Consider the following 25,698-nt stretch of genomic DNA (forward strand, 5'->3'; position numbering starts at 1 on the left):
GATAGGTGGTGATTGAAAGGCCGTCTTCGCGAGCAAGCCCGCTCCCACAGAGGATTTGTGAACGACGCAAATCCCCTGTGGGAGCGGGCTTGCTCGCGAAGCTTTTAAAAATCAGCCTTCAAACGCGTCCTTGAGGAACCCCGGCGCTATGTAGCGCTGGTAGTGCGCCTCGGAGAGCAGGAAAAACTCCCGATCAATGGCATCGCGCAGTTCCGGCAGGTTCCAGTCGCGAAACTCCGGCAGCAACACCATCCCGTAGGCTTCCAGGTTGTTGATCACCCGCGCGCCCCGGGCGATCAACTGGTAGGCCCAGCAATATTCCGACTGATGGGGTACGAAACGGATCTTGCGTTGCTCCAGCTGCATCCGCAGCTGCGCCGGATCGAAAATTTCCACCTTGGCGGCCATCACCTGCGACAGCAATTGCTCAAGACGCAGCCATACAGCGCGCTTTTCCTCCTCGTTGTAACCGTTCCAGTGGATCACTTCGTGGTGGAAACGCTTGCAGCCACGGCACACCAGGTCACCGTAAACAGTGGAGCAAAGGCCGACGCACGGCGTCTTGATGGTCTGATTGGGCATAGGTAGGCAAAACGCGAAAAAGCAGAACAGGCCGGCATGTTAGACCTTTGTCCACCATTGATCACCCCTCAAAGTTCAGGGCCATGGCTAAATCGGCGTTTAGCGGCCGCCACCAAAGTCCAATAAAACCTGACTTACCTTAAATTTTTTTTTGCCGTAGAATCAGCCTGCCTTTTTAGGCGCCAATGTCCGTTAGAAGCTGTTTTCAAAGCGTCACGAGCACAGTCGTTCCTTCAGAGCGGTGTTGGCGAGGGGTTTTTCCAGCGGGGAAAAGCCCAACGCCAACCCTCATCAGCTCCCGTTCTGCAGGCGTAAAACTTTGAAAGCAGCTTCTGTAAGGAATTGTCGGTAATTCTGGCTAAGTGGCTCACAACGCCATGCAGCGCATGAGTACGGCAATTTCGGGATGAGCGTCCCGGACACCCATTTGGGACCACTGATGAGGGTAATAACTGTGCTTGAAGCCTACCGCAAACATATCGAAGAGCGCGCAGCACTGGGTATCGTTCCCCAGCCGCTAAACGCCGAACAAACTGCAGGCCTGGTCGAGCTGCTGAAAAATCCCCCGGCTGGCGAAGAAGCATTCCTCGTTGACCTGATCACCAATCGCGTTCCGCCTGGAGTGGACGAAGCAGCCTATGTCAAGGCCGGTTTCCTGTCCGCCATCGCCAAGGGCGAAGCCAACTCCCCCCTGATCGACAAGAAGCGCGCTGTTGAACTGCTCGGCACCATGCAGGGCGGCTACAACATCGTGACCCTGGTAAACCTGCTGGACGATGCCGAACTGGCGCCAGTAGCTGCCGAAGAACTCAAGCACACCCTGCTGATGTTCGATGCCTTCCACGACGTCGCGGAAAAAGCCAAGAACGGCAACGTTCACGCCAAAGGCGTGCTGCAGTCCTGGGCTGACGGCGAGTGGTTCGTCAAGCGCCCTACCCTGGCCGACAAGATCAGCCTGCGCGTGTTCAAGGTCTCCGGCGAAACCAACACCGACGACCTGTCCCCTGCTCCGGATGCCTGGTCCCGCCCGGACATCCCGCTGCACGCCCTGGCCATGCTGAAAATGGCGCGCGACGGCATCGTGCCGGACGCACAAGGCGTCACCGGTCCGATGAAGCAGATCGAAGAAATGCGCAACGCCGGCTTCCCGATCGCCTACGTCGGCGACGTGGTCGGTACCGGTTCTTCGCGTAAATCGGCAACCAACTCGGTGCTGTGGTTCTTCGGCGACGACGTTCCTTACGTGCCGAACAAGCGTGCCGGCGGTTTCTGCTTCGGCAACAAGATCGCTCCGATCTTCTACAACACCATGGAAGATGCTGGCGCACTGCCAATCGAATTCGACGTTTCCAACATGAACATGGGCGACGTGATCGACCTGTACCCGCATGCTGGCAAAGTCTGCAAACACGGCACCGACGAAGTCCTGACCACCTTCGAAATGAAGACCCCGGTCCTGTTGGACGAAGTTCGTGCCGGCGGCCGTATTCCGCTGATCATCGGCCGTGGCCTGACCGAGAAGGCTCGCGCCGAGCTGGGTCTGCCACCTTCGACCCTGTTCAAGAAGCCTGAAGCACCGGCTGAAAGCACCAAGGGTTTCACCCTGGCGCAGAAAATGGTCGGCAAGGCTTGCGGCGTGACCGGCGTTCGTCCGGGCACCTACTGCGAACCGAAGATGACCACCGTGGGCTCCCAGGACACCACCGGTCCAATGACCCGTGACGAACTGAAAGACCTCGCGTGCCTGGGCTTCTCGACCGACCTGGTGATGCAGTCCTTCTGCCACACCGCGGCTTATCCAAAGCCGATCGACGTGACCACCCACCACACCCTGCCTGACTTCATCATGACCCGCGGCGGTGTTTCCCTGCGTCCGGGCGACGGCATCATCCACTCGTGGCTGAACCGCATGCTGCTGCCAGATACCGTCGGTACCGGTGGTGACTCCCACACCCGTTTCCCGATCGGCATCTCGTTCCCGGCCGGTTCCGGTCTGGTTGCGTTCGCCGCAGCCACTGGCGTCATGCCGCTGGACATGCCTGAGTCGGTCCTGGTTCGCTTCAAGGGCGAACTGCAGCCAGGCGTCACCCTGCGTGACCTGGTTCACGCCATTCCTTACTACGCGATCCAGGCTGGCCTGCTGACCGTAGAGAAGAAAGGCAAGAAGAACGCCTTCTCCGGTCGCATCCTGGAGATCGAAGGCCTGCCTAAGCTGACCGTCGAGCAAGCGTTCGAACTGTCCGACGCCTCGGCTGAACGTTCGGCTGCCGGTTGCACCATCCAGCTGTCCAAAGAGTCGATCGCCGAATACCTGCAGTCCAACATCACCCTGCTGCGCTGGATGATCGGCGAAGGCTACGGCGATGCCCGTACCCTGGAGCGTCGTGCCCAGGCGATGGAAGCCTGGCTGGCCAACCCTGAGCTGATGGAAGCGGACAAGGACGCCGAGTACGCCGAAATCATCGAGATCGACCTGGCCGACATCAAGGAGCCTGTACTGTGCGCTCCGAACGACCCGGACGACGCTCGCCTGCTCTCCAGCGTTGCTGGCGAGAAGATCGACGAAGTGTTCATCGGTTCGTGCATGACCAACATCGGTCACTTCCGCGCTGCCGGCAAGTTGCTGGAACAGGTCAAGGGTCAGCTGCCAACCCGTCTGTGGCTGTCGCCGCCGACCAAGATGGACGCTCACCAACTGACCGAAGAAGGCTACTACGGCATCTACGGCAAGGCCGGCGCGCGCATGGAAATGCCGGGCTGCTCGCTGTGCATGGGTAACCAGGCACGTGTAGAGCCGAACTCGACTGTCGTGTCGACTTCGACCCGTAACTTCCCGAACCGCCTGGGTGACGGCGCGAACGTCTACCTGGCTTCGGCTGAGCTGGCATCCGTGGCTTCCATCCTGGGTCGCCTGCCGACCGTCGAGGAGTACATGGAATACGCTGGCAAGATCGACAGCATGGCGGCCGATGTCTACCGCTACCTGTCCTTCGACCAGATCGCCGAGTTCCGTGAAGCTGCTGCGAACGCCAACATCCCGGTCGTTCAAGCCTAACGTTGCAACGCAATGAAAAACGCCGCCCATCGTGAGATGAGCGGCGTTTTTTTATGCCGATGAAAAGTCACCGCCTGTTCCGGCCTCATCGCGGGCAAGCCCGCTCCCACAGTGATTAATGTCGTTCACAAAACCTGTGGGAGCGGGCTTGCCCGCGATGAGGCCAGCACATTCAGCAGAGTCATTTGTTCAGCTTGAGCGCCTGCTGCACCGCCCCATCTACACTCAAACCACTCAGAATCACACCGCTTGATTGCACCTGCGGCAACGCCGCCAACGCCGTTTGTGCATCGTCCTTGAGGCGAGCCAGGATCAGGCACTGGCCTTCCTGATGCACATGCACGAAAAACGCCTGCAACGCCTCAATGCTGGTGCCATCCAGATCCGGCGACTCCTCCAGGCTGAGAATCACCGTATGAATCGGCGTTTGCGAATGTCGGATCAAGTGCAAGGCAGCGCCGAGAATCCGCTCGACATTGGCAAAGAACAACGCTTCACCCGGCCGCACAATCAACACGCCAGGCACGGCTTGCGCCGTTGGATGGCGTTGCAGGTCGACAAAGTCGTGACCGCCATCGATGCGCCCGAGAATCTGGATATCCGCCGCCGACAGTTGCTTGAGCATCAGCAACACACTGATCGCCACCGCCACCAGCAAGCCGTCCAGCACACCCAGTAGCAATACCGCACCCACGGCGCAGATCACCAGCAAGCGGTCACGGCGCCAGATGAAATAGCGTCCCAGCGGCTGCAGGCTCAAGCCACGCGCCAACGCATGGATAACGATGGCGGCGAGAATCGGTTCCGGCGTCAGGGCGATATACGGCAGCACCGTCAGGACAATGAGCAGCACCACCAGCGCCGCCACGATCCCGGCCAGGCGTGAAGTGGCACCGGCGGCCTCATTGGCCGACGTCGCCGAATACCCTGCGCCCGCCGGCATTCCGTGGAACAGACCGGACAGCAGGTTGGAAGCCCCCAGTGCCAGCAGGTCGCGGTTCGAGGTGACGCGATCACCGTGCTTGAGCGCATAGGCACTGATCGAGCCATACGACTCGGCATACAGAATCATCACCATGGCGAACGCCAGCTCACCCACACGCAGCCAGTCGGTAAACGGCAATACCGGCAGCTTCGGCACCTCCAGGCTCAGGTCGATCAAGCCGATCAGCTTCACGCCATAGGCCGGCAGGTCCAGCCACTGCCCCGCCGCGATGCCGATCACCACCACCAGCAAACCACCCGGCAGGCGCCGGAACCGCGCGAACAGCCATAACAAGGCCAATGCCACGGCACCAACCATGGCTGCGGCCCAGTTCCATTGCGGCAGTTGTGCCAGCAATTGCGGCAGAAAACCCACCAGGTTGGCTTCGGTCAAATGCACGCCAACCACGCTGGCGACCTGCTTGAGAATGATGGTCAACGCCAGGCCAAAGGCAAAGCCACGCAGCACCGGCTTGGCGATGAACGACGTCACGCTGCCGAGCTTGAACAGCCCGGCCAGCAAGAAAAACGCCCCGGTCATCAGTACCAGGCCGATGGCCAGCGTCGAGCGAAGCTCAGAGTCGCCATTGGCCAAGGTGGCGGTCGCGGCGGCCAGCACGGCGGCGGAGGATGAAGTGGCCGAAACAATGGCAAAACGGCTGGTGCCGAACAGGCCATAGCACAACAACCCGGCAAACAAGGCGATCACCCCGGCCTGGGGCGCCACTGCGGCGATGCTTGAATAGGCGACGGCTTCGGGCAACAAAAGGCCGGCTATCGACAACCCGGCCAACAGGTCCTGCCAGCGATTGGGTTGCTCGGTGGGGTTGGCGTTGGGGGTGCTCGACAATCCAATGTCTCCAGGCGAAAAAAAGCCGCTGCACGTATCACGTGCAGCGGCCACTGTAGCTGAAAATCAGAAGATCGCAGCCTGCGGCAGCTCCTACAGGGGAACGCGGCCTACCGTAGGAGCTGCCGAAGGCTGCGATCTCTTGATCTTACGCGCTCAACGAATAAATCAACGCAGTGATCGCCACCAGGCCCACCGCCGTCACGAAGACGTTGGACGCCTGACCGCGATAGCGTGCCATCGCCGGCACCTTGCGAATGGCGTACATCGGCATCAGGAACAGGATCGCCGCGATCACCGGGCCACCGAGGGTTTCGATCATGCCCAGGATGCTCGGGTTCAGCGTGGCGACGATCCAGCACACCACCAGCATGAACGCGGCGGTCATGCGGTCCAGGGCCTTGGCGGACGGACGCTTGCCGCTCTTGACGATCAGCCCCTTGAGACCTTCGCTGGCGCCGATGTAGTGCCCCAGGAACGACTTGGAGATGGCCACGAAGGCAATCAACGGCGCCGCGAAGGCGATGGTCGGGTTGCTGAAGTGGTTGGCCAGGTACGACAGGATCGACAGGTTCTGCGCCTTGGCTTCAGCCAGTTGCGCTGGCGACAGGGTCAGCACGCAACTGAAGACGAAGAACAGCACCATCACCACCATCAACAGGTGCGCCCGGGACAGGATCTGCGAGCTGCGCTCCTCGGCGTGATCGCCGTAGCGACGCTTCTGGTCCACGGCGAAGGCCGAGATGATCGGCGAATGGTTGAACGAGAACACCATCACCGGAATCGCCAGCCACAGGGTGTGCAACAGCGCCGACGGTGCCGGCACGCTGCTGGCGGTGGTCAGGATGCCGCCGTTCCAGTGCGGAACCAGGTACACCGCCAGGAACAGCAAGGCGACGATGAACGGATAGACCATCAGGCTCATGGCCTTGACGATCAGTTGCTCACCGCAACGCACCACCGCCAGCAGGCCGAGGATCAGCACCAGCGACAGCACGGCGCGCGGTGGCGGCGTGATGTGCAGTTGATGCTCGAGGAAGCTGCCCACGGTGTTGGTCAGGGCCACGCTGTAGATCAGCAGGATCGGGAAAATGGCGAAGAAGTACAGCAAGGTGATCAGCGCACCGGCCTTGATGCCGAAATGTTCTTCCACCACTTCAGTGATGTCGGCGCCTTCGCGACCGGACAACACAAAACGAGTCAGCCCGCGGTGCGCGTAGAACGTCATCGGGAACGCCAGCAACGCCAGGATCAGCAGCGGCCAGAAACCGCCGAGACCCGCATTGATCGGCAAAAACAGGGTGCCCGCACCAATCGCCGTGCCAAACAGGCCCAGCATCCACGTGGTGTCCTGGCGATTCCAGCTCGAAAGCGTTGCGGGTGTTGCTGCTACATAGCGTTTGTTGACGCTATTGGCCTGATCATTCATCCGGTGGGATCTCCACATTCCGGTCACTTGCCACCCGGTCAGAACGCGTCGGAATACCCGACAGGCAGCGCCCTGACCGGAACAGGGGCGCGATTCTGGAGGATTAGTGAACAGAAGCAAAGACTTAGGTGAGGAACGGTGGTACCAGATTGACGAAAAATCCCCCTGTGGGAGCGGGCTTGCTCGCGAAAGCGGTGTGTCAGACACGTCAATGCTGAATGTGCCGCCGTCTTCGCGAGCAAGCCCGCTCCCACAGGGACTTGGCGGTTTTCAGATCCCGCGCTTGATCGCAAGATGGCGTTTGCCACTTGATAAAGGTCCACCATCATGTATTTTTAAACAACCTGCATTCCTCCTGGAGTCTTCCCATGCCACTGGTTCGCGTCGACATCAAAAAACATCAGGACCCCACCCACGCCAAACGCATCGGCCAACTGATCTACGCCGCCATGCACAGCACCATCGGCGTGCCGGAGAACGATAATTTTCAGATACTCGCCGAACACGATGAACAGCATTTCATCTTTGATCCCGGTTACCTGGGTATCGACCGCACGGACCAGTTGGTGGTGATCCAGATCACCATGAGCGAGGGGCGAACCGTCGAGCAGAAAAAAAACCTCTACAAAACCATCGCCGAAAGCCTTCACACAGAGCTGGGCGTGCGTCCGGAGGACGTTTTCATCAATCTGGTGGAAGTCAAAAAAGAGAACTGGTCGTTCGGCAACGGAATTGCCCAATACGCCCTCTGATATTCAACCTGCAACCGAGAAAGACCCATGCCCCGTGTTTCCCGCAAACAAGCCGACCTCAACCGCGAGACCATCGTCGAAGCCGCCACGCGGCTGTTCCGCGAACGCGGTTTGCACGGAATCAGCGTGGTCGATGTGATGGCCGCCGCGGGCCTGACCCACGGCGGCTTCTACGGGCACTTCGAATCCCGCGAAGCGCTGGCGCAAGAGGCCAGTGGCCGGGCCTTCGAGCAGGCCGCGCAACGCTGGCAAGCGCGGGTTGCAGCTCAAGAGAGCAAGGACACCGCCCGCCGCGCCGTGGTCGAAACGTACCTGTCCAACGAAAGCCGGGACAATCCGGGTGACAGCTGCCCGGTAGTGGCCTTTGCCGGGGACATGTGCCATGAGGCCGCCGAGAGCGGTTTGCGTCAAACCTATCTGCATGGCCTGAACAACCTGCTCGACTCCCTGGGCTCACTGCTCGACACCGAAGACGAAGCCGACAAACGGCAGCAGGCGTTGGTGCAGTATTCACTGATGTTCGGCGCGCTGATGTTGTCCCGGGCAACCCGCGGCGATCCACTGTCGGATGAAATTCTCGAGGCTGCACGGGCAGCACTCTCGGCTTCAAAATAAAAGGTTCTTCACGCAATCCCGGGAAACGGTAGGAGCCAGCCTGCTGGCGATGGACTCCAGTGCGCCGCGCTCATCCAGGCCACCCGCGTTATCGTTAACGACCATCGCTGGCAAGCCAGCTCCCACAGGGGACCGCGTCCACACAAAAAACTGTAGGAGCCAGCCTGCTGGCGATGGACTCAAGCGCGCCGCGTTCATCCAGCTCACCCGCGTTATCGTTAACGACCATCGCTGGCAAGCCAGCTCCCACAGGGGACCGCGTCCACACAGAAAAACTGTAGGAGCCAGCCTGCTGGCGATGGACTCAAGCGCGCCGCGTATATCCAATTCACACGCGTTATCGTTAACGACCATCGCTGGCAAGCCAGCTCCCACAGGGGACCGCGTCCACACAGAAAAACTGTAGGAGCCAGCCTGCTGGCGATGGACTCCAGTGCGCCGCGCTCATCCAGCCCACACGCGTTATCGTTAACGACCATCGCTGGCAGGCCAGCTCCCACAAAGGACCGTGCCCACGCTAAAACTGTAGGAGCCAGCCTGCTGGCGATGGACTCAAGCGCGCCGCGTTCATCCAGGTCACCCGCGTTATCGTTAACGACCATCGCTGGCAAGCCAGCTCCCACAGGGGACCGCATCCACACAGAAAAACTGTAGGAGCCAGCCTGCTGGCGATGGACTCAAGCGCGCCGCGTTTATCCAGTTCACACGCGTTATCGTTAACGACCATCGCTGGCAAGCCAGCTCCCACAAAGGACCGTGCCCACGCTGAAACTGTAGGAGCCAGCCTGCTGGCGATGGACTCAAGCGCGCCGCGTTCATCCAGCTCACACGCGTTATCGTTAACGACCATCGCTGGCAAGCCAGCTCCTACACACGCAGTTCCGCATGAAATGGCGCAGGCCGCGATCGCCGGCGGTTGCCAAGCTATCCTGAAATCAGCAATCTCAAGCGACGTTCGAGCCGATTTTCCGATGCCCACAGGGAGCCAAGCATGCCTGTAACCGTTCTGGTACTGGTTGAAACCATCAATGATTACCTGCCTATCCTCGAACATCAGGGCTTCCACCTGATACTGGCCCCGACGCCCGCCGAGCGTGCCGAAGCCATTGCCCGCCACGCCGGGCAGATCGACGCCGTCCTGACCCGTGGTCCATTGGGGCTGTATGCCGATGAAATCGCCGCGCTGCCCAAACTCAAGATCATCTGTGTGATCGGCGCCGGCTATGAACACGTCGACCTGCAGGCCGCCGCCGACCGGGGCATCACCGTCACCAATGGTGCCGGGGTCAACGCCTCGTCCGTCGCCGACCATGCCATGGCGCTGCTGCTGTCGCTGGTACGCGACGTGCCCCGCTGTGATGCCGCCGTTCGGCGCGGCGAGTGGCCGAAGATCATGCGCCCTTCCCTAGCCGGCAAACGCCTGGGCATCCTCGGCCTCGGCGCGGTCGGCATGGCCATCGCCAAACGTGCCGGTGCCGGCTTCGACATGAGCATCTGCTACCACAATCGGCAACGTCGCAGCGATGTGCCCTACTCGTTCTGTTCGACCCCGACCGAACTGGCGCGCGCCTCGGACTTCCTGATCGTCGCCACGCCCGGCGGCCTGGGCACCAAGCACCTGATCAATCGCCAGGTGCTCGACGCCTTGGGGCCCCAGGGATTTATCGTCAACATCGCCCGGGCCAGCGTGATTGCCACCGCCGACCTGGTCACCGCCCTGGAGCAACGCCGGATCGCCGGCGCCGCGCTGGATGTGTTCGACGCCGAACCGAAGGTGCCGGATGCGCTCAAGACCCTGAACAACGTGATCCTCACGCCCCATGTCGCCGGACTGTCCCCGGAAGCCACCCAGGGCACCGTCGAACTGGTGGGCAAGAACCTCGTGGCGTTTTTCTCCAGCCAACCGGTGCTGACGCCGATCGACTTGCCACCGGCCATGAGCCGGGTCGTTCATTGACGGCAATTCAAACAGCTGTATCAAAAACAATGATTGGCCGGCAACACGCTCACCTATAAGAGCCGATCGCGGTTGTGGCTGCGGGGTGTGCGCATTAGATTAGCCAATAGTTTCAGGCCTCCAGAATAAGCAGAAGGGATAAGCATGGCGCTTACTGACCAGTCCACCCGTATCCGCACCGGCGAAGAGCTCGATGCCAGCCTGATCGATCCCTACCTCAAGGCCCATATACCGGGGCTCAGCGGTTTGCCGAAGATCAGCCAGTTCCCGGGCGGCGCTTCAAACCTCACCTACTTGCTGGAATACCCCGAACAGGAGTTCGTCCTGCGTCGCCCGCCCTTCGGCCACAAGGCCAAGTCGGCTCACGACATGGGCCGTGAATTCCGCATCCTCAATCAACTGCGCGACGGATTTCCGTACTGCCCCAAAGCCTACGTGCACTGCACCGACGAATCGGTGATCGGTGCCGAGTTCTATGTGATGGAACGGGTCAACGGCATCATCCTGCGTTCCCACCTGCCGTCGGAGCTGGGGCTGGATTCGGCGAAAACCGAAGCCCTGTGCAAGAGCTTCATCGACAAGTTCGTCGAACTGCACCAGGTCGACTACAACGCCTATGGCCTGGGTGACCTCGGCAAGCCAGAAGGCTACGTGGCGCGCCAGATCAAAGGCTGGAGCGATCGCTACGAGAAGGCCCTGACCCCGGACGCGCCACAATGGGAAAAGGTGAAAGCCTGGCTCAACGACAAGATGCCGGCCGATCATCCGACCTCCAGCATCGTGCACAACGACTACCGCTTCGACAACGTGATCCTCGACCCGGCCAACCCGATGCAGATCATCGGCGTGCTCGACTGGGAGCTGACCACCCTCGGCGATCCGCTGATGGACCTGGGCAACACCCTCGCCTACTGGATCGAAGCCGATGATCCGGCACCGGTGCAGATGATGCGCCGCCAGCCAAGCCACGCGCCGGGCATGTTGACCCGCCGCGAGTTCGTCGATTACTACGCCCAACGCTCAGGCATCCAGATCGACAATTTCGATTTCTACTACACCTACGGCCTGTTCCGCCTGGCCGGCATCGTGCAGCAGATCTACTACCGCTTCTACCATGGTCAGACCCAGGACAAACGCTTCGCGCAATTCATTCACATGAACAAGCTGCTGGAGCAGATGAGCCTGCAGGTGATCCAGAAATCCAGCCTGTAGGAGCGAGCCTGCTCGCGATGATCGTGAACGATAACGCGCACTGACTGGCCTCGACTGAACAGCATTGGCCGCACACGGCATTTGACTCGATAACAAGACTTTTCATAAGGGAATCCCATGTCCAAGACTCAGTTGTTCGACCTCGACGGCAAGATCGCTTTCGTCTCCGGCGCCAGCCGTGGCATCGGTGAAGCCATCGCCAAACTGTTGGCCCAGCAAGGTGCCCACGTGATCGTCTCCAGCCGCAAGCTTGAAGGCTGCCAGCACGTCGCCGACGCCATCATCGCTGCCGGCGGCAAGGCCACCGCCATCGCCTGCCACATCGGCGAAATGGAACAGATCAGCCAGGTCTTCGCCGGCATCAAGGAACAGTTCGGCCGCCTCGACATCCTGGTCAACAACGCCGCGACCAACCCGCAATTCTGCAACGTCCTGGACACCGACCTCGGCGCCTTCCAGAAAACCGTCGACGTCAACATCCGCGGCTACTTCTTCATGTCGGTCGAAGCCGGCAAGCTGATGCGCGAAAACGGTGGTGGCAGCATCATCAACGTCGCCTCGATCAACGGCGTTTCGCCGGGGATCTTCCAGGGCATCTACTCGGTGACCAAGGCGGCGGTGATTAACATGACCAAAGTATTCGCCAAGGAATGCGCGCAATTCGGGATTCGTTGCAATGCCCTGCTACCGGGCCTGACCGACACCAAATTTGCTTCGGCGCTGGTGAAGAATGAGGCGATCTTGAACACGGCGCTGCAGCAGATTCCGTTAAAGCGCGTGGCAGATCCGAGTGAGATGGCGGGGGCGGTGCTGTATTTGGCGAGTGATGCTTCCAGTTATACGACTGGGGTTTCGTTGAATGTGGATGGCGGGTTCTTGTCTTGATGGGGGGATTTGAACGGAACAAGGCAACTGACTGATCAATCCCTGAAAACGCATAGGGGGGAAGATATTGCTTTCCCCCATATCCGCATCGCGAAACGTGTAGCGGATGCGAACTAATAGGACTGCGCTACTTCACTCCGAGATCGATAGATTTTTAACTTCCACCAACATTGTCACACGCTCTACCCTCTCTTCAATGTCGACGTCTGCATAAACCTCATTAACTCCTAGATCCGAAAAAACCACCAACTCTAGCGGAAATGTGAATCCATTTTCATTAGTTATACTTTCAACCAGTGGATGCCCAGGAACTCGAAACGTTACCTTTTTATCCTGTAACGGCTCACCGTCCATCGTAAGTAGGCGCGCAGAAATAGCGTATGGAGCATGTCTAATCGCGACAACTGTCTCTGGAGGGAGGGGATGATACTCACCGTCGGTATTTTTTACGAACCTGAAATTGACGGCCTTAGGAAATAGTCTATTACCTGGAATTACAAGTTTGGCCTCGTCGTTATCACCGGCAACCAGTTCCAGATCAAATGTACCCGTCTTTTTCTCAGCACAAACGATGTCCCAACTGTGAGTTGTCGTATCAGAATTTCGTGGAGGCGTGGAAGACACATCATTCATTACAAGGCCGCCTTTCGGTACCCAATTCAAGCGCAAAGGGACATCAGACAAGAGACTGCTTTTATAGTCAAGAGTCAACACTTTGGTCACTCCCCCACCAAATACTTCGCCGTCAGGAATAGCTCTCCCATTGAATAAAGGTGTAGCTTCCTCGGTCAGGTTGGTGGATAGCAATTTGTTGGGAGTTATGTCAATCCGTGTGGCCATACCCTCACCCGTCACTTGCAAATGAAAGATGCCGCTTTTATTTGCCCCGGTGACACTCCATTCCAGGGTTGGTTCAAAAGGATCGAATGGTGGAATGCTACTCAAATCGCTAGCATAAAGAGGGATCACGGTAGTGCGCGTCAGCGCTATTGGGTGACCTTCGATCGGGCTCCCGAGTATAGGGAGCAACTCAACGACCTTGGCCCGCCCCTTGAAGAACACGCCACCACCGAAAGTAACTTCTTTCTCTCCAATCTTGACGTCTACCTCATCGGCCAGTCTGGTCGACAACAACTTGTTACCAGTTACGGTAATCGGCGTAGCCATACCCTCAGCAGTCAGCTCCAATTGAAAGAAGCCGCTTCTGTTCGCTCCGGTAACACTCCACTTAAGGGTTGGTTCAAACGGATCGAATCGCGGTGAACTGCTCAAGTCATTGTCTTCAAGAGGATGGTTGACCTTGCGTGTCAGCGATATCGGGTGCCCCTCGATCGGGCTGCCGGGTCTGGGCTTCAACTCCACGTCCCTAGGCTGCCCCCTGAAGAACACGCTACCGCCAGAAGAAACGTTTTCCCTTCCAATCCAGACCTCTCCTTCATCGTTCAGGTCGGTCGACAGCAACTTACTGGCTGTTACGTTAATCGGGGTCATATCCTTGGCAACTATCTGCAATTGAAAGAAGCCGCTGTTGTTCGCCCCAGTGACATCCCATTCATAGGTTGGATTAGAATCATTGAATGACGGTCTACTGCTCAAATCCGTCAGTTGAAGAGGCTCGTTGACCGTGCATGCCAGTGCTATCGGGTAACCAGCGATTGGGCTGCCAGGCTTGGGGGTCACCACAACGTCCTTGGACTGCCCCCTGAAGAACACGTTACCACCGGAAGGAACGTCTTGCCCTCCGATCTTGACCGTTACTTCTTCGGCCAGATCGTTCGATATCAACTTGCTGACCGCCACAGTAATCGCCGCAGTCATGCCCGTACCTTTCAGCGATAGCTGGAATTCGCCGCTTTTGGTATTCCCCGTCACTGCCCAGCTATAACTTGTGTCCTCACAGCCAAAATCCGGTTCACTCCTCACGTTTTCACGATCAAGACCGTTTATGACTTCCAGACTCAAGGTTACAGGCAGCCCCGTGAGTGGACTGCCTGGTTTTAGTTTGAGCGTAACGGTTTGCGGCTTATCCCGGATAAACCAATTGCCGTCGTTGGGAACAGGAGCACATTCAATCTCGACGTCAGCCTCTTCCGCCAAATTGGCTGACAACACAGCACAAGGGATTTCCCAAGCCTGGACATCGTTACTGAGCAACTTCAGCTTGATACGACCACTTTTTGTACCATTCGCCGCAAGTGTCCAGCTTGCCTTGGCATCGGATGTCGGCACCCACACATTAAATTTCGGAGAGGCTTCAATATCCAAATCGTCCAGATTGATCAAATCAAGAGCGACTTCCTTCCCCCTCAGGAATGGCGCTTCGACTTTCACATCAATGGGCTGTCCACGAAAAAAAAAGACGCCCGGTGAATTCCAGGCAACAAGCTCACCGTTGATCAGCAGTGTGGCCTGCTCCCAAGGGCTTTCCAGATACACGTTGAGCGTAAAGGTATGCTCCGACGTGGTGTCGTCATACGGGCTGTAGACCTTGGCCGTAATCGTATGCTCCCCCACTTCGGTAACTGCATGGTCGAACTTGCTCCACCCCAAACCTGTTGTTTGTACAGTACACACGATTGTCCCGTCGAAGTACCAGTCGACATCCACACCTTCCAGTTCCTTATCGGTATAAAACGAACCGACCTGAATCTCAGCTGTTACTTCATCGCCCACCACCGGCGCACTGATAGGATCTCGCTCATTCAGAATTTTTCGCCGGTAATCCCCCAGTTTGAAAGAAAGTGGGTAAGGCACGGCGGTAAATTCACTCTGCACCTGAAGATTGAAATCGATGTCCGTTCCTTCAGGCGGGCATTTGAGCTTCCACTCGGCCCCGTCTGCCAGCAGTGGCTGATAGCGACCGATTTCAGGTTCGCTACTGATGGGGGATGTTTCTCCGGGAATCGGATTGACGCTGGCGCCCTGGTTGATCCAGGGACTGCCCTCGACTGCCGCGAGCTTCAAGTCATGTTCAGCACCATGGCAGATAAGCAGCGGTTCAATAGCCATCACCCCAGAATTACGATTACCCGCCATAGCGACATCTCCCGATCATTGGCACAGCGTGAAAAACCATGTGTTTTCACTATCTGAAAAATGTCGGCTGGCGCCTACTGTCAGAAATGACAGAGCGAAAGATCGTTCGGCGATAAACAGCACGTCTTTGATATCAACTTTGATTAAAACAACATCAATGACTCGGGTTTCGTTGAATGGGGAATGAAAAGGCAGCCCGTGGAGCCGATAGGGCAGCCTTTCTGTTGCTTAGCTCTCGCCTCCTGTAATCCTCACCAGCAGGTCGAGCTGTGTTGCCCCCACAGGAAGCGCTGCTACCGCTTTGATTAAACGCACGCCAGGAGTACTGAAGCGCAAGCCGGTCGAAAGGGCTATCCCGTTGGCGTCAGTTTTATACTGGGATGGCTCGTGCTCAGGGGCCGTAAACGTCACATCCACTCCCACTGCAGGAGAGCCATCTGAATTCATGAGTCTCACCCTGAAAACAAGCCAAAGATTACGCGGCAACACGACTTGTCCAGGAGGCAACGGCAAGTCGAAATTGAGCAGATCAAGGAATCGGAAAATCTCTCGACTCAACCGATTCGCCGGCGTTGAAAGTGACGCCCCTTCACCTTCGCTATACAACTTCAACTTGAAGATTCCGGATTGCAGCTGTTTGCCGGTTAACGTCCATTCATGCTTCGTGGATAGCTCCCGAAGCTCTGGCACACAAATAAAGTCACTGGGAACAACCCCGGATAGTGGCTCCACGTCAATCGCCAACGGTGCACCCGCCAGCAAATCTCCATTCTTGTACTCCAGCGTCAGTAGGTTGGGCTGCCCGGCAATGAAGTTTGCCCCGCGCGACGGCATCGCCTCGCCATTGAGCAGAACCGTTACCTCCTCCGCCAGATTGCTCGAAATCACCGCACTTTGATGTACCCACGGCACCACCACTTCCCGACTGTAAAACACCAGGGTGATACGGCCGCTCTTGGCAGCGTCCGGCGTAATCGTCCATTCGAACTTGCCAAGGACGGGAGGCACCCAATCGCCAACTTTCGGCGATGCAATGATGTTCAAATCGCCACCATTCACCAACCCCAGGTTCAGAGCCCTGGCGATCGCGGGTGGGGCTTCCACTGTCACGACGTTCTCCTGCCCGAGGAGCAAAACGAGTTTCGCTCCCCATTCCACTTTCTTGCCGTTGATCAACAACGTGGCTTGTTTCCAAGGGCTTGTTGCAGCGGCTGCAGCTTTTAGTTCGGTGATCATGACGAGGCGTTCCTTCTCAGTAATAGACATAAAAAACAGTCCGTTAACTATCAGGACAAATCGACAAGTTGAAAACCGTCATAAATGATAGATTATCTAGAATAAGACGCGATAAAAACTCTAGACTTGCGTTTCAACGCCGTGTACAGAATGAAGAAAGGCAGTCGATTGACTGCCTTTCTTCATTCCGATGATAAAAATTCACTCTATTTAACTTATCGGGTGAGACGATTATTTTTTGATCCGTTTTTAACTCAGTGGTTGAACATCCAAAAGCAACTTCGTCACATAATCTCGGCCATCGTTTGTCATTACCGCAGAACATTCTCGTTTGCCCACTGTCCAGAAAGGAAATGCATGAAGCGCGACCCCTTTAGAATCGGTAGTTTTCGTTATAGGGTCGAAGCCCTGGGTATTGAATGTCACAGGGGCACCCTCTACCGGAGAATTATCAAGCCTTCTTACCCGAACAACCATGAAGTAGATACCTGTGACTACGCCCACCTCAGTCGGAGGTTGAGGTAGCTCTGCATAGCCGTCCCCCATCCACGCCAGGTACCTTAGCCTGTAAGCAGACACCAATCGATTAGTCGGCGTCTGCAGTGCCGTCTGTTCTCCTTCATTGAAAATTTTCAGCCTGAATGTTCCCTCCTTCTCAGCACCGGTGATAGCCCACTCGTGCACCCTGGAAAACTCTTGAAGAGGTGGTTCACTAACAAGATCTTTATGTTCAAGCCCTCGGCCAGGAGCCCAATCGAGAGCCAGGGGAATACCGTCCAAAAGATTCCCTTTCTTTTCAACCAAAGTGATTTTTTTTGTTTCGCCGCCGATAAGATTCACACCGTCTGCCGGTATTTCAATACCGCCGAGATAAACTGTGGCCTCATTGGCGAGATTGCTCGAAATCACCGCACTTTGATGTGCCCACGGCACCGCCACTTCCCTACTGAAAAAAACTAGGGTGACAGGGCCGCTCTTGAGCGCGGCCGGCGTAATCGTCCATTTGAACGTGCCTGAGTCGGGAAGCACCCAATCGCCAACTTTCGGCGATGTAACGATGTTCAAATCGCCACCATTCACCAACCCCAGGTTGAGCTTTCTGGCGATCGCGAGTGGGGCCTCCACCGTCACAACGTTATCCTGCTCACGTCGCAAAACGACTTTCGCTCCCCTGTCCACTTTGGTGCCGTTGATCAACAATGTGGCTTGATCCCACGAGCTTCGTGCAACGGTTGCAGCTTTCAGTTTGGCGGTCATGACGACGTTTCCTTTTCAGCGAAGGACCTAAAAACAGTCCTTTAACTATCAGGAAAAATCGACACACTGGGAACTGTCATAAATGACAGATCAAGTAGAACAAATTGCGATAAAAAACCGATGATGACTTACAAATCATTCAAGTTTTTTGAGATGACACCGACCAGTAAGTCCCGGATCACCCCGTCGCCCAAGGCGACGATGAAGGCAATCACCATCACCCCGAGCAGGTCAAGGTTGCTGCGCGTCGCCCTGATCGCGCCTTCAATGGCGAGTTCCGCCGTACCGGCAAGGTCGGCGATCAGTACGGTGCACTCGACACGGGGGCTTCAACGAAGGCAGCGCCCGGGTTTATTGCGTAACGCAGCGAGTCGTGGTGGTGGTTCGGGTCACCTCGCCGTTTTCAGCCCGCACATCACCCAGTACATCGGTTTTATCCATGGCCTGGCAGGTGCGTACAGGTGGGGGTGGCGTGACCGCTGGAGGGGGTGGCGGGCTGGAGCAGCCGCCGAGAATCGCTACGCACAATGCCAGCGAAAAGGATGAGATAACGCGTTTCCCAAGAGTTTTCATAGGTTGACCCGCGATAAGTGATAGACACATTTTTGTGACAACAAAACCGGCGCGTAAAGTCCATACACCTGTCACAAAAATAAATATCTGCGAATCACTCATAGCCCAGCCAGTGGCCAACGCCAGTAAAAGCTGGCAGTTCTTACATCACCGGGTCAGGGCGTTGCAGGGAATTGCACTGCAGTTCATAACGCAATTCTTCGATCAGCGCGGCGACCGACTCTGCTGTTTGTAGCGTGCTCATGTTCAGGCCACTGACCACCAGGTCCACCTGGCCCGATACCGGGTGATAGAGCTTCACGGTCAGCCAGTGTTCGCCGGTGATACTGCATTCACAGGCCAAGGGTGAAAAACTGCCTTCGATCAGCAGCCTCAACTGCGCCAGCGTAATCATTGCGATGGGCCCTGGCGGATTGATGCAGGGTGTATCGGATTCATGGGGCTTTTCCTGTTGGCGGTTTACGCAGGGGGCGCGCAGGTGACTTCACGTCGCCTGCTGCATCACCAGCCTAAGAGCCACCACAGCAGGCCGACACATGAATTTGCACCCTGCGACTTAGTGCAATTGCACCTTAACGCTGCCCCTTGGGTCGCCACGCGCTGGAGAACAGTCCCCGCTCCCGCGCCCAGACGATCGCCTCGCTGCGGCTGTGTATGGCGAGCTTGGAATACACCGCAGCCACATGGTTGCGCACCGTGTTCGGCGCCAGTTTCAGGCGCGCGGCGATTTCCTTGTCGGCCAGACCTTCGCAGATCAGGCCCAGCACATCGCGCTCACGGGCGGTCAGCTCGGTGAGGGCCGCGCTGGGCAACTTCGGCGAATTCACGCTTTTTACGTTGGCCAGTTTTTCGATCAGCGTGCGGCTGAACCAGGAGGCGTCCTTCATCACTTCCTCGATGGCCGCCACCAGTTCCAGCTCGGTGCGCTTACGCTCGGTGATGTCCATCAACACCAGCAGATAACAGGGTGTGCCCTGAATGTTCACGGTGTCCGCCGACACTGTGCAATCGATCAGCCCGGCGTCTTTTCTACGCACACGCACATCGATGCGGTCCAGGCTGCCGGTTTTCTCCAGGGCGGCGAACAGCTGGATGCGTGCATGCCGGTCTTCGAAGAAGTCGATCTGCGTTATGCCGATCCCACGCACCTCTTCACCGGAATAACCCAGGGTATCCAGGAACGCTTCGTTGACATCCAGCACCAACTGATCCGCCGCGCCGCACACCAGTATCGGCACCGGCGACAGGCGAAAGGCCTTGGCGAAACGTTCTTCGCTTTGGCGCAGGGCGATTTCAGCCTTGTGCCGGGGCTCCATGTCGACAAAGGAAAACAGCATGCAGGCTTCGTCGTTGAGCTCCAGGGGCTGGCCGGCCACGATCACTTGCTTGCTGCCACCGTCGGCCAGGCGCAACTCGGCCTGCATTTGGGGAATGGTCGCACCTTCGCACAGACGCTGCCTGGCCAGTTCTTTGTGCTCGGCCTGTTCCAGTACGTCCAGCTCATAGGTCGAAGTGCCGATCACCTGGTCACGGGAGTAACCGGTCATTTCGAGGAACCCCGGGTTGACCTTGATGTAGCGCAAATCACTGAGCCGACAAATCACCGCCGGTGCCGGATTGGCCGTGAAAGTTCTTTCAAACCGCTGCTCGGCACTGGCCCACTCGGTGACATCGTCCATGATCAACACCAGAGATTCCGGGTCGCCACGGCTGTCGGCCAATACCAGGCTGCGCACGCGATGGACCCAGGTACGCGCTTCGTCCGCCGCCGGCGTCACTTCCACCAACACATCGCTGAACGTCTCGCCGCGCGCGACCCGGTTGATCGGGTAGCTGTCGATTGCCACCCCGTGATTGTTGCGATAGCGCAAGGCGAAGCGTTTGGCATACGCCCTGGCGTTGGCACCCAGGTCGCTGACTTGCGAAACACCGTGCATGGCCAGCGCTGCTTCATTGGCCCACAGAATGCTCTGGTCGGGATCGAGCAGAATCACCCCGTCGGACAGACCGGCGATGATCTGCTGCAACTGGCGGCGATTGGTTTCCGTGGTCAGGACGTCCTGGCTCATTGCATCTCCACAAGAATGGCGACCCTGTGAGAATACGACCGCCCGGGCTTGCAATAGTGCAAAGAAACCTTGTGGGAGCAGGCTTTGTGACATAAAAGCAAAGATCGCAGCCTGCGCAGCTCCTACATGAGAACGCATTCCCCTGTAGGAGCTGCCGCAGGCTGCGATCTTTTAATCTTCAAGCCGCCAATTCACCGCTGGCCACCGCCGCCGAAGCCGCCAGCATCGCCCGCAACAACACCGCACACCCGGCCGCCAGATCTTCCGGCGCGGCGTTTTCGATTTCGTTGTGGCTGATGCCGCCCTCGCACGGCACAAAGATCATCCCCGCCGGGCCGAGCTCAGCGAGGAAGATCGCGTCGTGCCCTGCTCCGCTGACGATGTCCATGTGCGACAGGCCCAAACCTTGGGCGGCACCGCGCACAGCCTCGACGCAGCCCTTGTCGAAGTACAGCGGCGGGAAGTCCGCGGTCGGGGTGAGTTCGTAGGTCAGGCCATGTTCGTCGCAGGTGGTTTCGATGACTTCGCGCACTTCGGCGATCATCGAGTCCAGGCGCGCCGGTTCCAGGTGGCGGAAGTCCAGGGTCATGCGCACTTCGCCGGGAATGACGTTGCGCGAGCCGGGATAGGCTTGCAGACAACCGACGGTGCCACAGGCATGGGGTTGATGGCTGAGGGCGGCGCGGTTGAGCGCACCGACGATCACCGCGGCGCCGACCAGGGCGTCCTTGCGCAGGTGCATCGGAGTCGGGCCGGCGTGGGCTTCGACGCCACGCAGTTTCAGGTCGAACCATTTCTGCCCGAGAGCGCCCATGACCACCCCTATGGTCTTGCGTTCGTCTTCCAGGATCGGGCCTTGCTCGATGTGGGCTTCGAAATAGGCCCCGACTTTATGGCCACTGACTTTACGCGGGCCGGCGTAGCCAATGGCATTCAGCGCCTCACCCACGGTCACGCCATCGGCATCGACCTTGGCCAGGGTTTCCTCGAGGGTGAATTTTTCCGCGAACACGCCGGAGCCCATCATGCACGGGGCAAAACGCGAGCCTTCTTCGTTGGTCCAGACCACCACCTCCAGCGGTGCTTCAGTTTCGATGTTCAGGTCATTGAGGGTGCGCAGGACCTCGACGCCTGCCAAGACACCGAAGCAGCCATCGAACTTGCCGCCCGTGGGCTGGGTGTCGATGTGACTGCCGGTCATCACCGGTGGCAGGTCGGGATTGCGCCCGGGGCGACGGGCGAAGATGTTGCCGACGGCGTCGATGCTGACCGTGCAGCCGGCATCGACACACCATTTGACGAAGATGTCCCGAGCCTGGCGATCGAGATCGGTCAGGGCCAGGCGACACACGCCACCCTTGACCGTGGCGCCGAGTTTGGCCAGTTCCATGAGCGACTGCCACAGGCGGTCGCGGTTGATGTGTTGATGGCTGGACTGCAGAACGTCGACGGCCGCGTTCATGATGATCTCCTCTGGCTGTTCTTGTGGATTCCTTCAGGTGTTTCTTCGGTGGACTCAAAGCCCTCATCGCGAGCAAGCTCGCTCCCACATTAGATCTCCAGTGTTTACAGATCCCCTGTGGGAGCGAGCTTGCTCGCGATAGGGCCAGTGCTCACACCGCAGATTTCGCGACGGACGGACTCGGCCACATCACACTCAACCCGTAATAAATCACCCCGCCCAGGATCGAGCCGGTGAACCAGCCGTAGCTGTAGAACCAGCTGAAGGCATCGCTGCCCAGGGACGCCAGCGTCAACACCACCGGCACGCCGAAGGCCATGAAACCGCTCCAGTTCCACGCCGGATACACGTCATCGCGGTACAGGCCGGCAAGGTCCAGTTGCTGCTTCTTGATCAGGAAATAGTCCACCACCATGATCCCGGCGATCGGCCCGAGCAGGCTGGAATAGCCGAGCAACCAGTTGGAATAAACGGTTTCCAGGCTGAGATCAGAGACAATCAGGCCAAGCTTTTTCAGCAGCTCATGGGCCATCAACGCCAAGCCGACGAAGCCGGTCAGCAGCACGGCGTTGGTGCGGTTGATCACCTTGGGGGCGATGTTCTGGAAGTCATTGGTCGGCGACACGATATTGGCCGCGGTATTGGTCGACAGCGTGGCGATGATGATCAGCGCCATGGCCAGCGCCACCCACACCGGGCTCTGGATATGGCCGATCAGGGTCACCGGATCGGAAACCGTCACGCCCACCAGCTTCACCGAGGCCGCAGTCATCACCACACCCAGGGAAGCAAACAGGAACATGGTCAGCGGCAGGCCGATAATCTGCCCGACAATCTGATCCTTCTGGCTTTTCGCGTAGCGGCTGAAGTCGGGAATGTTCAGTGACAGCGTGGCCCAGAAGCCGACCATCGCGGTCAGCCCGGCGGCGAAATAACTGGCCACCCCGGCGCCTTCGGGACGCTTGGCCGGAATCGCCAGCAACTCGGTCATCGACACGTTCGGCATGGCCCAGACCAGCAGCCCTACACCCACCAGTACCAACAGCGGTGCAGACAAGGTTTCCAGCCATTTGATCGACTCGGCGCCACGTATCACCACCCACAGGTTCAGCGCCCAGAACACCATGAAGCCGATGACCTCGCCGGTGCCACCCAGGGATTTCCAGCCCTCGAACACCGAGCCGAGGAACAGATGAATCGCCAGCCCGCCGAACATGGTCTGGATGCCGAACCAGCCGCACGCCACCAGGGCGCGGATCAGGCACGGAATGTTGGAACCGAGCACGCCGAAGGACGAGCGCAGCAACACCGGAAAGGGAATACCGTACTTGGTGCCGGGAAAGGCGTTCAAGGTCAGGGGAATCAGCACGATGATGTTGGCAAACAGAATCGCCAGCAGCGCTTCACCGACGGTCAGGCCGAAGTACGCGGTCAACACGCCACCGAGGGTGTAGGTCGGCACGCAGATCGCCATGCCCACCCACAGCGCGGTGATGTGCCATTTGTTCCAGGTGCGTTCGCGCACCTTGGTCGGTGCAATGTCATGGTTGTAACGGGGACTGTCGAGGACATCGCTGCCGGCTTCCAGCTCGAACAAGCCGTCGCGCTCGGTCACTTGCGATCTGATCTGTTGCATGGCCGCTCCACTGTTCTTTGAATTATTTTTTTGCTCATCGGGGGCTGGCGGCATCAATAAACGTGCCGGGTACCCCGATTACGCATCGGGCAGTTCCATAAACACATTGCAACCCACTGATGTTTATCAGTTTTATTCGCTGACTCGACTAATTGTCAGGCCAATCAGGCCAAATGCCAGGCAAGTTGTCCGGACAGTCAGGACTCAAACTGGTGCGTTGATCTTTTTTCAATGGCTGCGCATCAACCATAGACCATACTCAAACAGCTGATTTCACATAAGAAATCTTGACTATTTTTCGATCCTGTCAAGTGCGTCAAAATGGTGAGGTCGCTCACCATTTTGGTGATTCTTGTATTTAATCGTTAAATATCAATCAGTTAATAACTGCATAAGCTTATAAAAAATATTCTTGCCGATTCGAATAACTGCAGCTAGCGTTTAATCCTGACAGCACTGACAGGAATACACCTGTTGACGCTGGCGTCATATAAAACATCTAGAACCGGCACAAGCCGGTCATTGCCTGCGAGGAACTCGGAATGTCTCTGTTGATCCGTGGCGCCACCGTTATTACCCATGATGAAAGTTATCGCGCCGATGTGTATTGCGCAGACGGCGTGATCAAGGCCATCGGCGAAAACCTCGATATCCCCGCAGGCGCCGAAGTGCTCGACGGCAGCGGCCAGTACCTGATGCCCGGCGGCATCGACCCGCACACCCACATGCAACTGCCCTTCATGGGCACCGTGGCCAGCGAAGACTTCTACAGTGGCACGGCGGCGGGACTGGCCGGCGGCACCACCTCGATCATCGACTTCGTGATTCCCAACCCGCAGCAATCCTTGCTCGAAGCCTTCCATCAGTGGCGCGGCTGGGCCGAGAAGTCGGCGTCGGACTACGGCTTTCACGTTGCCATCACCTGGTGGAGCGACCAGGTCCGCGAGGAAATGGCCGAACTGGTTAGCCAGCATGGCGTCAACAGCTTCAAGCACTTCATGGCCTACAAGAACGCGATCATGGCCGCCGATGACACCCTGGTGGCGAGCTTCGAACGCTGCCTGGAACTGGGCGCGGTGCCGACCGTGCATGCGGAAAACGGCGAACTGGTCTATCACCTGCAACGCAAGCTGATGGCCCAGGGCATTACCGGGCCGGAAGCGCATCCGTTGTCGCGACCGTCACAAGTTGAAGGCGAGGCCGCGAGCCGGGCTATCCGCATCGCCGAAACCCTGGGTACGCCGCTGTATCTGGTCCATGTCTCGACCAAGGAAGCCCTCGACGAAATCACCTACGCCCGGGGCAAGGGCCAGCCGGTCTACGGCGAAGTGCTGGCCGGGCACCTGCTGTTGGACGACAGCGTCTACCGTGATCCGGACTGGCAGACCGCCGCCGGTTACGTGATGAGCCCGCCGTTCCGTCCTCGCGGCCATCAAGAGGCGCTCTGGCATGGCCTGCAATCGGGCAACCTGCACACCACCGCCACCGACCACTGCTGCTTCTGCGCCGAGCAAAAAGCCGCCGGCCGCGACGACTTCAGCAAGATCCCCAACGGTACCGCCGGCATCGAAGACCGCATGGCGGTGTTGTGGGATGAAGGGGTGAACAGCGGACGCTTTTCGATGCAGCAATTCGTCGCGCTGACGTCCACCAACACGGCGAAGATCTTCAACCTCTACCCACGCAAAGGCGCGATTCGTGTGGGGGCCGATGCCGACCTGGTGCTGTGGAACCCGCAAGGCACGCGAACCATTTCCGCCAAGACCCACCATCAGCAGGTGGACTTCAACATCTTCGAAGGCAAGACCGTGCGCGGCGTGCCCAGCCACACCATCAGCCAGGGCCGCGTGGTCTGGGCCGACGGCGACCTGCGGGCCGAGCGTGGCGCCGGGCGCTACATCGAACGACCGGCGTACCCGGCGGTGTTTGACTTGCTGAGCAAGCGAGCCGAGTTGAATCAGCCGGTTGCTGTGAAACGCTGAAAGCGGCCTGCGGCCTATCGCGAGCAAGCTCGCTCCCACAGGTTTTGTGAACACCCGAGATCCTGTGGGAGCAAGCTTGCTCGCGATGAGGCCCGCACAGACAACACAAAAAACAATGCCCATCAG

18 protein-coding genes are annotated in these 25,698 nt (G+C 58.2%); 7 read left to right on the forward strand and 11 right to left on the reverse strand.

The annotated features are described in order from the left end of the window. Positions 1-111: 111 nt before the first annotated feature. The gene (locus KW841_RS05755; RefSeq protein ID WP_095966964.1) at positions 112-582 is read right to left on the reverse strand and encodes a DUF1289 domain-containing protein; all 471 of its coding nucleotides are present in this window, start codon (positions 580-582) and stop codon (positions 112-114) included. Between the two features lie 454 nt (positions 583-1,036). Here KW841_RS05755 and acnB point away from each other — a divergent pair, with 454 nt between their 5' ends. Beyond that, positions 1,037-3,637 carry a bifunctional aconitate hydratase 2/2-methylisocitrate dehydratase gene (gene acnB / locus KW841_RS05760; RefSeq protein ID WP_218474586.1) on the forward strand — a complete coding sequence of 867 codons (2,601 nt, stop codon included), beginning with the start codon at positions 1,037-1,039 and terminating at the stop codon, positions 3,635-3,637. Positions 3,638-3,818: 181 nt separating this feature from the next. Here the strand turns inward: acnB and KW841_RS05765 are convergent, their stop codons facing one another. Next, positions 3,819-5,471, reverse strand: a complete 1,653-nt coding sequence (locus tag KW841_RS05765; protein ID WP_218474362.1) for a SulP family inorganic anion transporter — start codon at positions 5,469-5,471, stop codon at positions 3,819-3,821. A 148-nt stretch (positions 5,472-5,619) separates the two neighbouring features. After that, the gene (locus tag KW841_RS05770) at positions 5,620-6,900 is read right to left on the reverse strand and encodes a serine/threonine transporter (protein WP_102674538.1); all 1,281 of its coding nucleotides are present in this window, start codon (positions 6,898-6,900) and stop codon (positions 5,620-5,622) included. A 368-nt stretch (positions 6,901-7,268) separates the two neighbouring features. Between KW841_RS05770 and KW841_RS05775 the strand changes: the two genes are divergently transcribed. The 5 genes from KW841_RS05775 to KW841_RS05795 all read left to right on the forward strand — a co-directional run bounded on the left by KW841_RS05775 (position 7,269) and on the right by KW841_RS05795 (position 12,321). Continuing rightward, complete coding sequence (locus KW841_RS05775) at positions 7,269-7,652, forward strand: tautomerase family protein (RefSeq protein WP_218474365.1); 384 nt, start codon at positions 7,269-7,271, stop codon at positions 7,650-7,652. Between the two features lie 27 nt (positions 7,653-7,679). Next, entirely contained in the window at positions 7,680-8,267 is a 588-nt protein-coding gene (locus tag KW841_RS05780) for a TetR/AcrR family transcriptional regulator (protein WP_218474367.1), read from the forward strand. 991 nt (positions 8,268-9,258) lie between these two features. Then, a complete protein-coding gene (locus KW841_RS05785) occupies positions 9,259-10,224 on the forward strand; it encodes a 2-hydroxyacid dehydrogenase (RefSeq protein WP_218474369.1) in 966 nt (321 codons plus the stop codon). 144 nt (positions 10,225-10,368) lie between these two features. Then, positions 10,369-11,436, forward strand: coding sequence for a phosphotransferase family protein (locus tag KW841_RS05790; protein WP_218474371.1), 1,068 nt, complete (start codon positions 10,369-10,371; stop codon positions 11,434-11,436). A gap of 117 nt (positions 11,437-11,553) precedes the next feature. Next, a complete protein-coding gene (locus KW841_RS05795; protein ID WP_154860142.1) occupies positions 11,554-12,321 on the forward strand; it encodes an SDR family oxidoreductase in 768 nt (255 codons plus the stop codon). 132 nt (positions 12,322-12,453) lie between these two features. Here the strand turns inward: KW841_RS05795 and KW841_RS05800 are convergent, their stop codons facing one another. From KW841_RS05800 to KW841_RS05835, 8 genes are all read right to left on the reverse strand, one after another. Then, the gene (locus KW841_RS05800; RefSeq protein ID WP_218474373.1) at positions 12,454-15,357 is read right to left on the reverse strand and encodes a hypothetical protein; all 2,904 of its coding nucleotides are present in this window, start codon (positions 15,355-15,357) and stop codon (positions 12,454-12,456) included. Between the two features lie 228 nt (positions 15,358-15,585). Beyond that, complete coding sequence (locus KW841_RS05805; RefSeq protein ID WP_218474374.1) at positions 15,586-16,593, reverse strand: hypothetical protein; 1,008 nt, start codon at positions 16,591-16,593, stop codon at positions 15,586-15,588. Between the two features lie 249 nt (positions 16,594-16,842). Next, positions 16,843-17,850: a hypothetical protein gene (locus tag KW841_RS05810; protein WP_218474376.1), complete on the reverse strand. Its 1,008-nt coding sequence runs from the start codon at positions 17,848-17,850 to the stop codon at positions 16,843-16,845. Between the two features lie 128 nt (positions 17,851-17,978). Then, on the reverse strand, positions 17,979-18,155 hold the full coding sequence (locus tag KW841_RS05815; protein ID WP_218474589.1) for a TRIC cation channel family protein: 177 nt from the start codon (positions 18,153-18,155) through the stop codon (positions 17,979-17,981). Between the two features lie 410 nt (positions 18,156-18,565). After that, positions 18,566-18,817 carry a DUF1652 domain-containing protein gene (locus tag KW841_RS05820; protein ID WP_116582831.1) on the reverse strand — a complete coding sequence of 84 codons (252 nt, stop codon included), beginning with the start codon at positions 18,815-18,817 and terminating at the stop codon, positions 18,566-18,568. 178 nt (positions 18,818-18,995) lie between these two features. Then, the gene (locus tag KW841_RS05825; protein WP_218474378.1) at positions 18,996-20,492 is read right to left on the reverse strand and encodes a helix-turn-helix transcriptional regulator; all 1,497 of its coding nucleotides are present in this window, start codon (positions 20,490-20,492) and stop codon (positions 18,996-18,998) included. A gap of 178 nt (positions 20,493-20,670) precedes the next feature. Beyond that, positions 20,671-21,954: a Zn-dependent hydrolase gene (locus KW841_RS05830; protein ID WP_218474379.1), complete on the reverse strand. Its 1,284-nt coding sequence runs from the start codon at positions 21,952-21,954 to the stop codon at positions 20,671-20,673. Positions 21,955-22,105: 151 nt separating this feature from the next. Next, entirely contained in the window at positions 22,106-23,590 is a 1,485-nt protein-coding gene (locus tag KW841_RS05835; protein WP_102702461.1) for an NCS1 family nucleobase:cation symporter-1, read from the reverse strand. A 542-nt stretch (positions 23,591-24,132) separates the two neighbouring features. Here KW841_RS05835 and hydA point away from each other — a divergent pair. Further along, positions 24,133-25,572 carry a dihydropyrimidinase gene (gene hydA, locus KW841_RS05840; RefSeq protein WP_218474381.1) on the forward strand — a complete coding sequence of 480 codons (1,440 nt, stop codon included), beginning with the start codon at positions 24,133-24,135 and terminating at the stop codon, positions 25,570-25,572. Positions 25,573-25,698: the final 126 nt, after the last annotated feature.

Origin of the sequence: Pseudomonas sp. PDM28, assembly GCF_019219115.1 — a bacterium.
Taxonomy (GTDB): Bacteria; Pseudomonadota; Gammaproteobacteria; order Pseudomonadales; family Pseudomonadaceae; genus Aquipseudomonas; species Aquipseudomonas laurylsulfatiphila.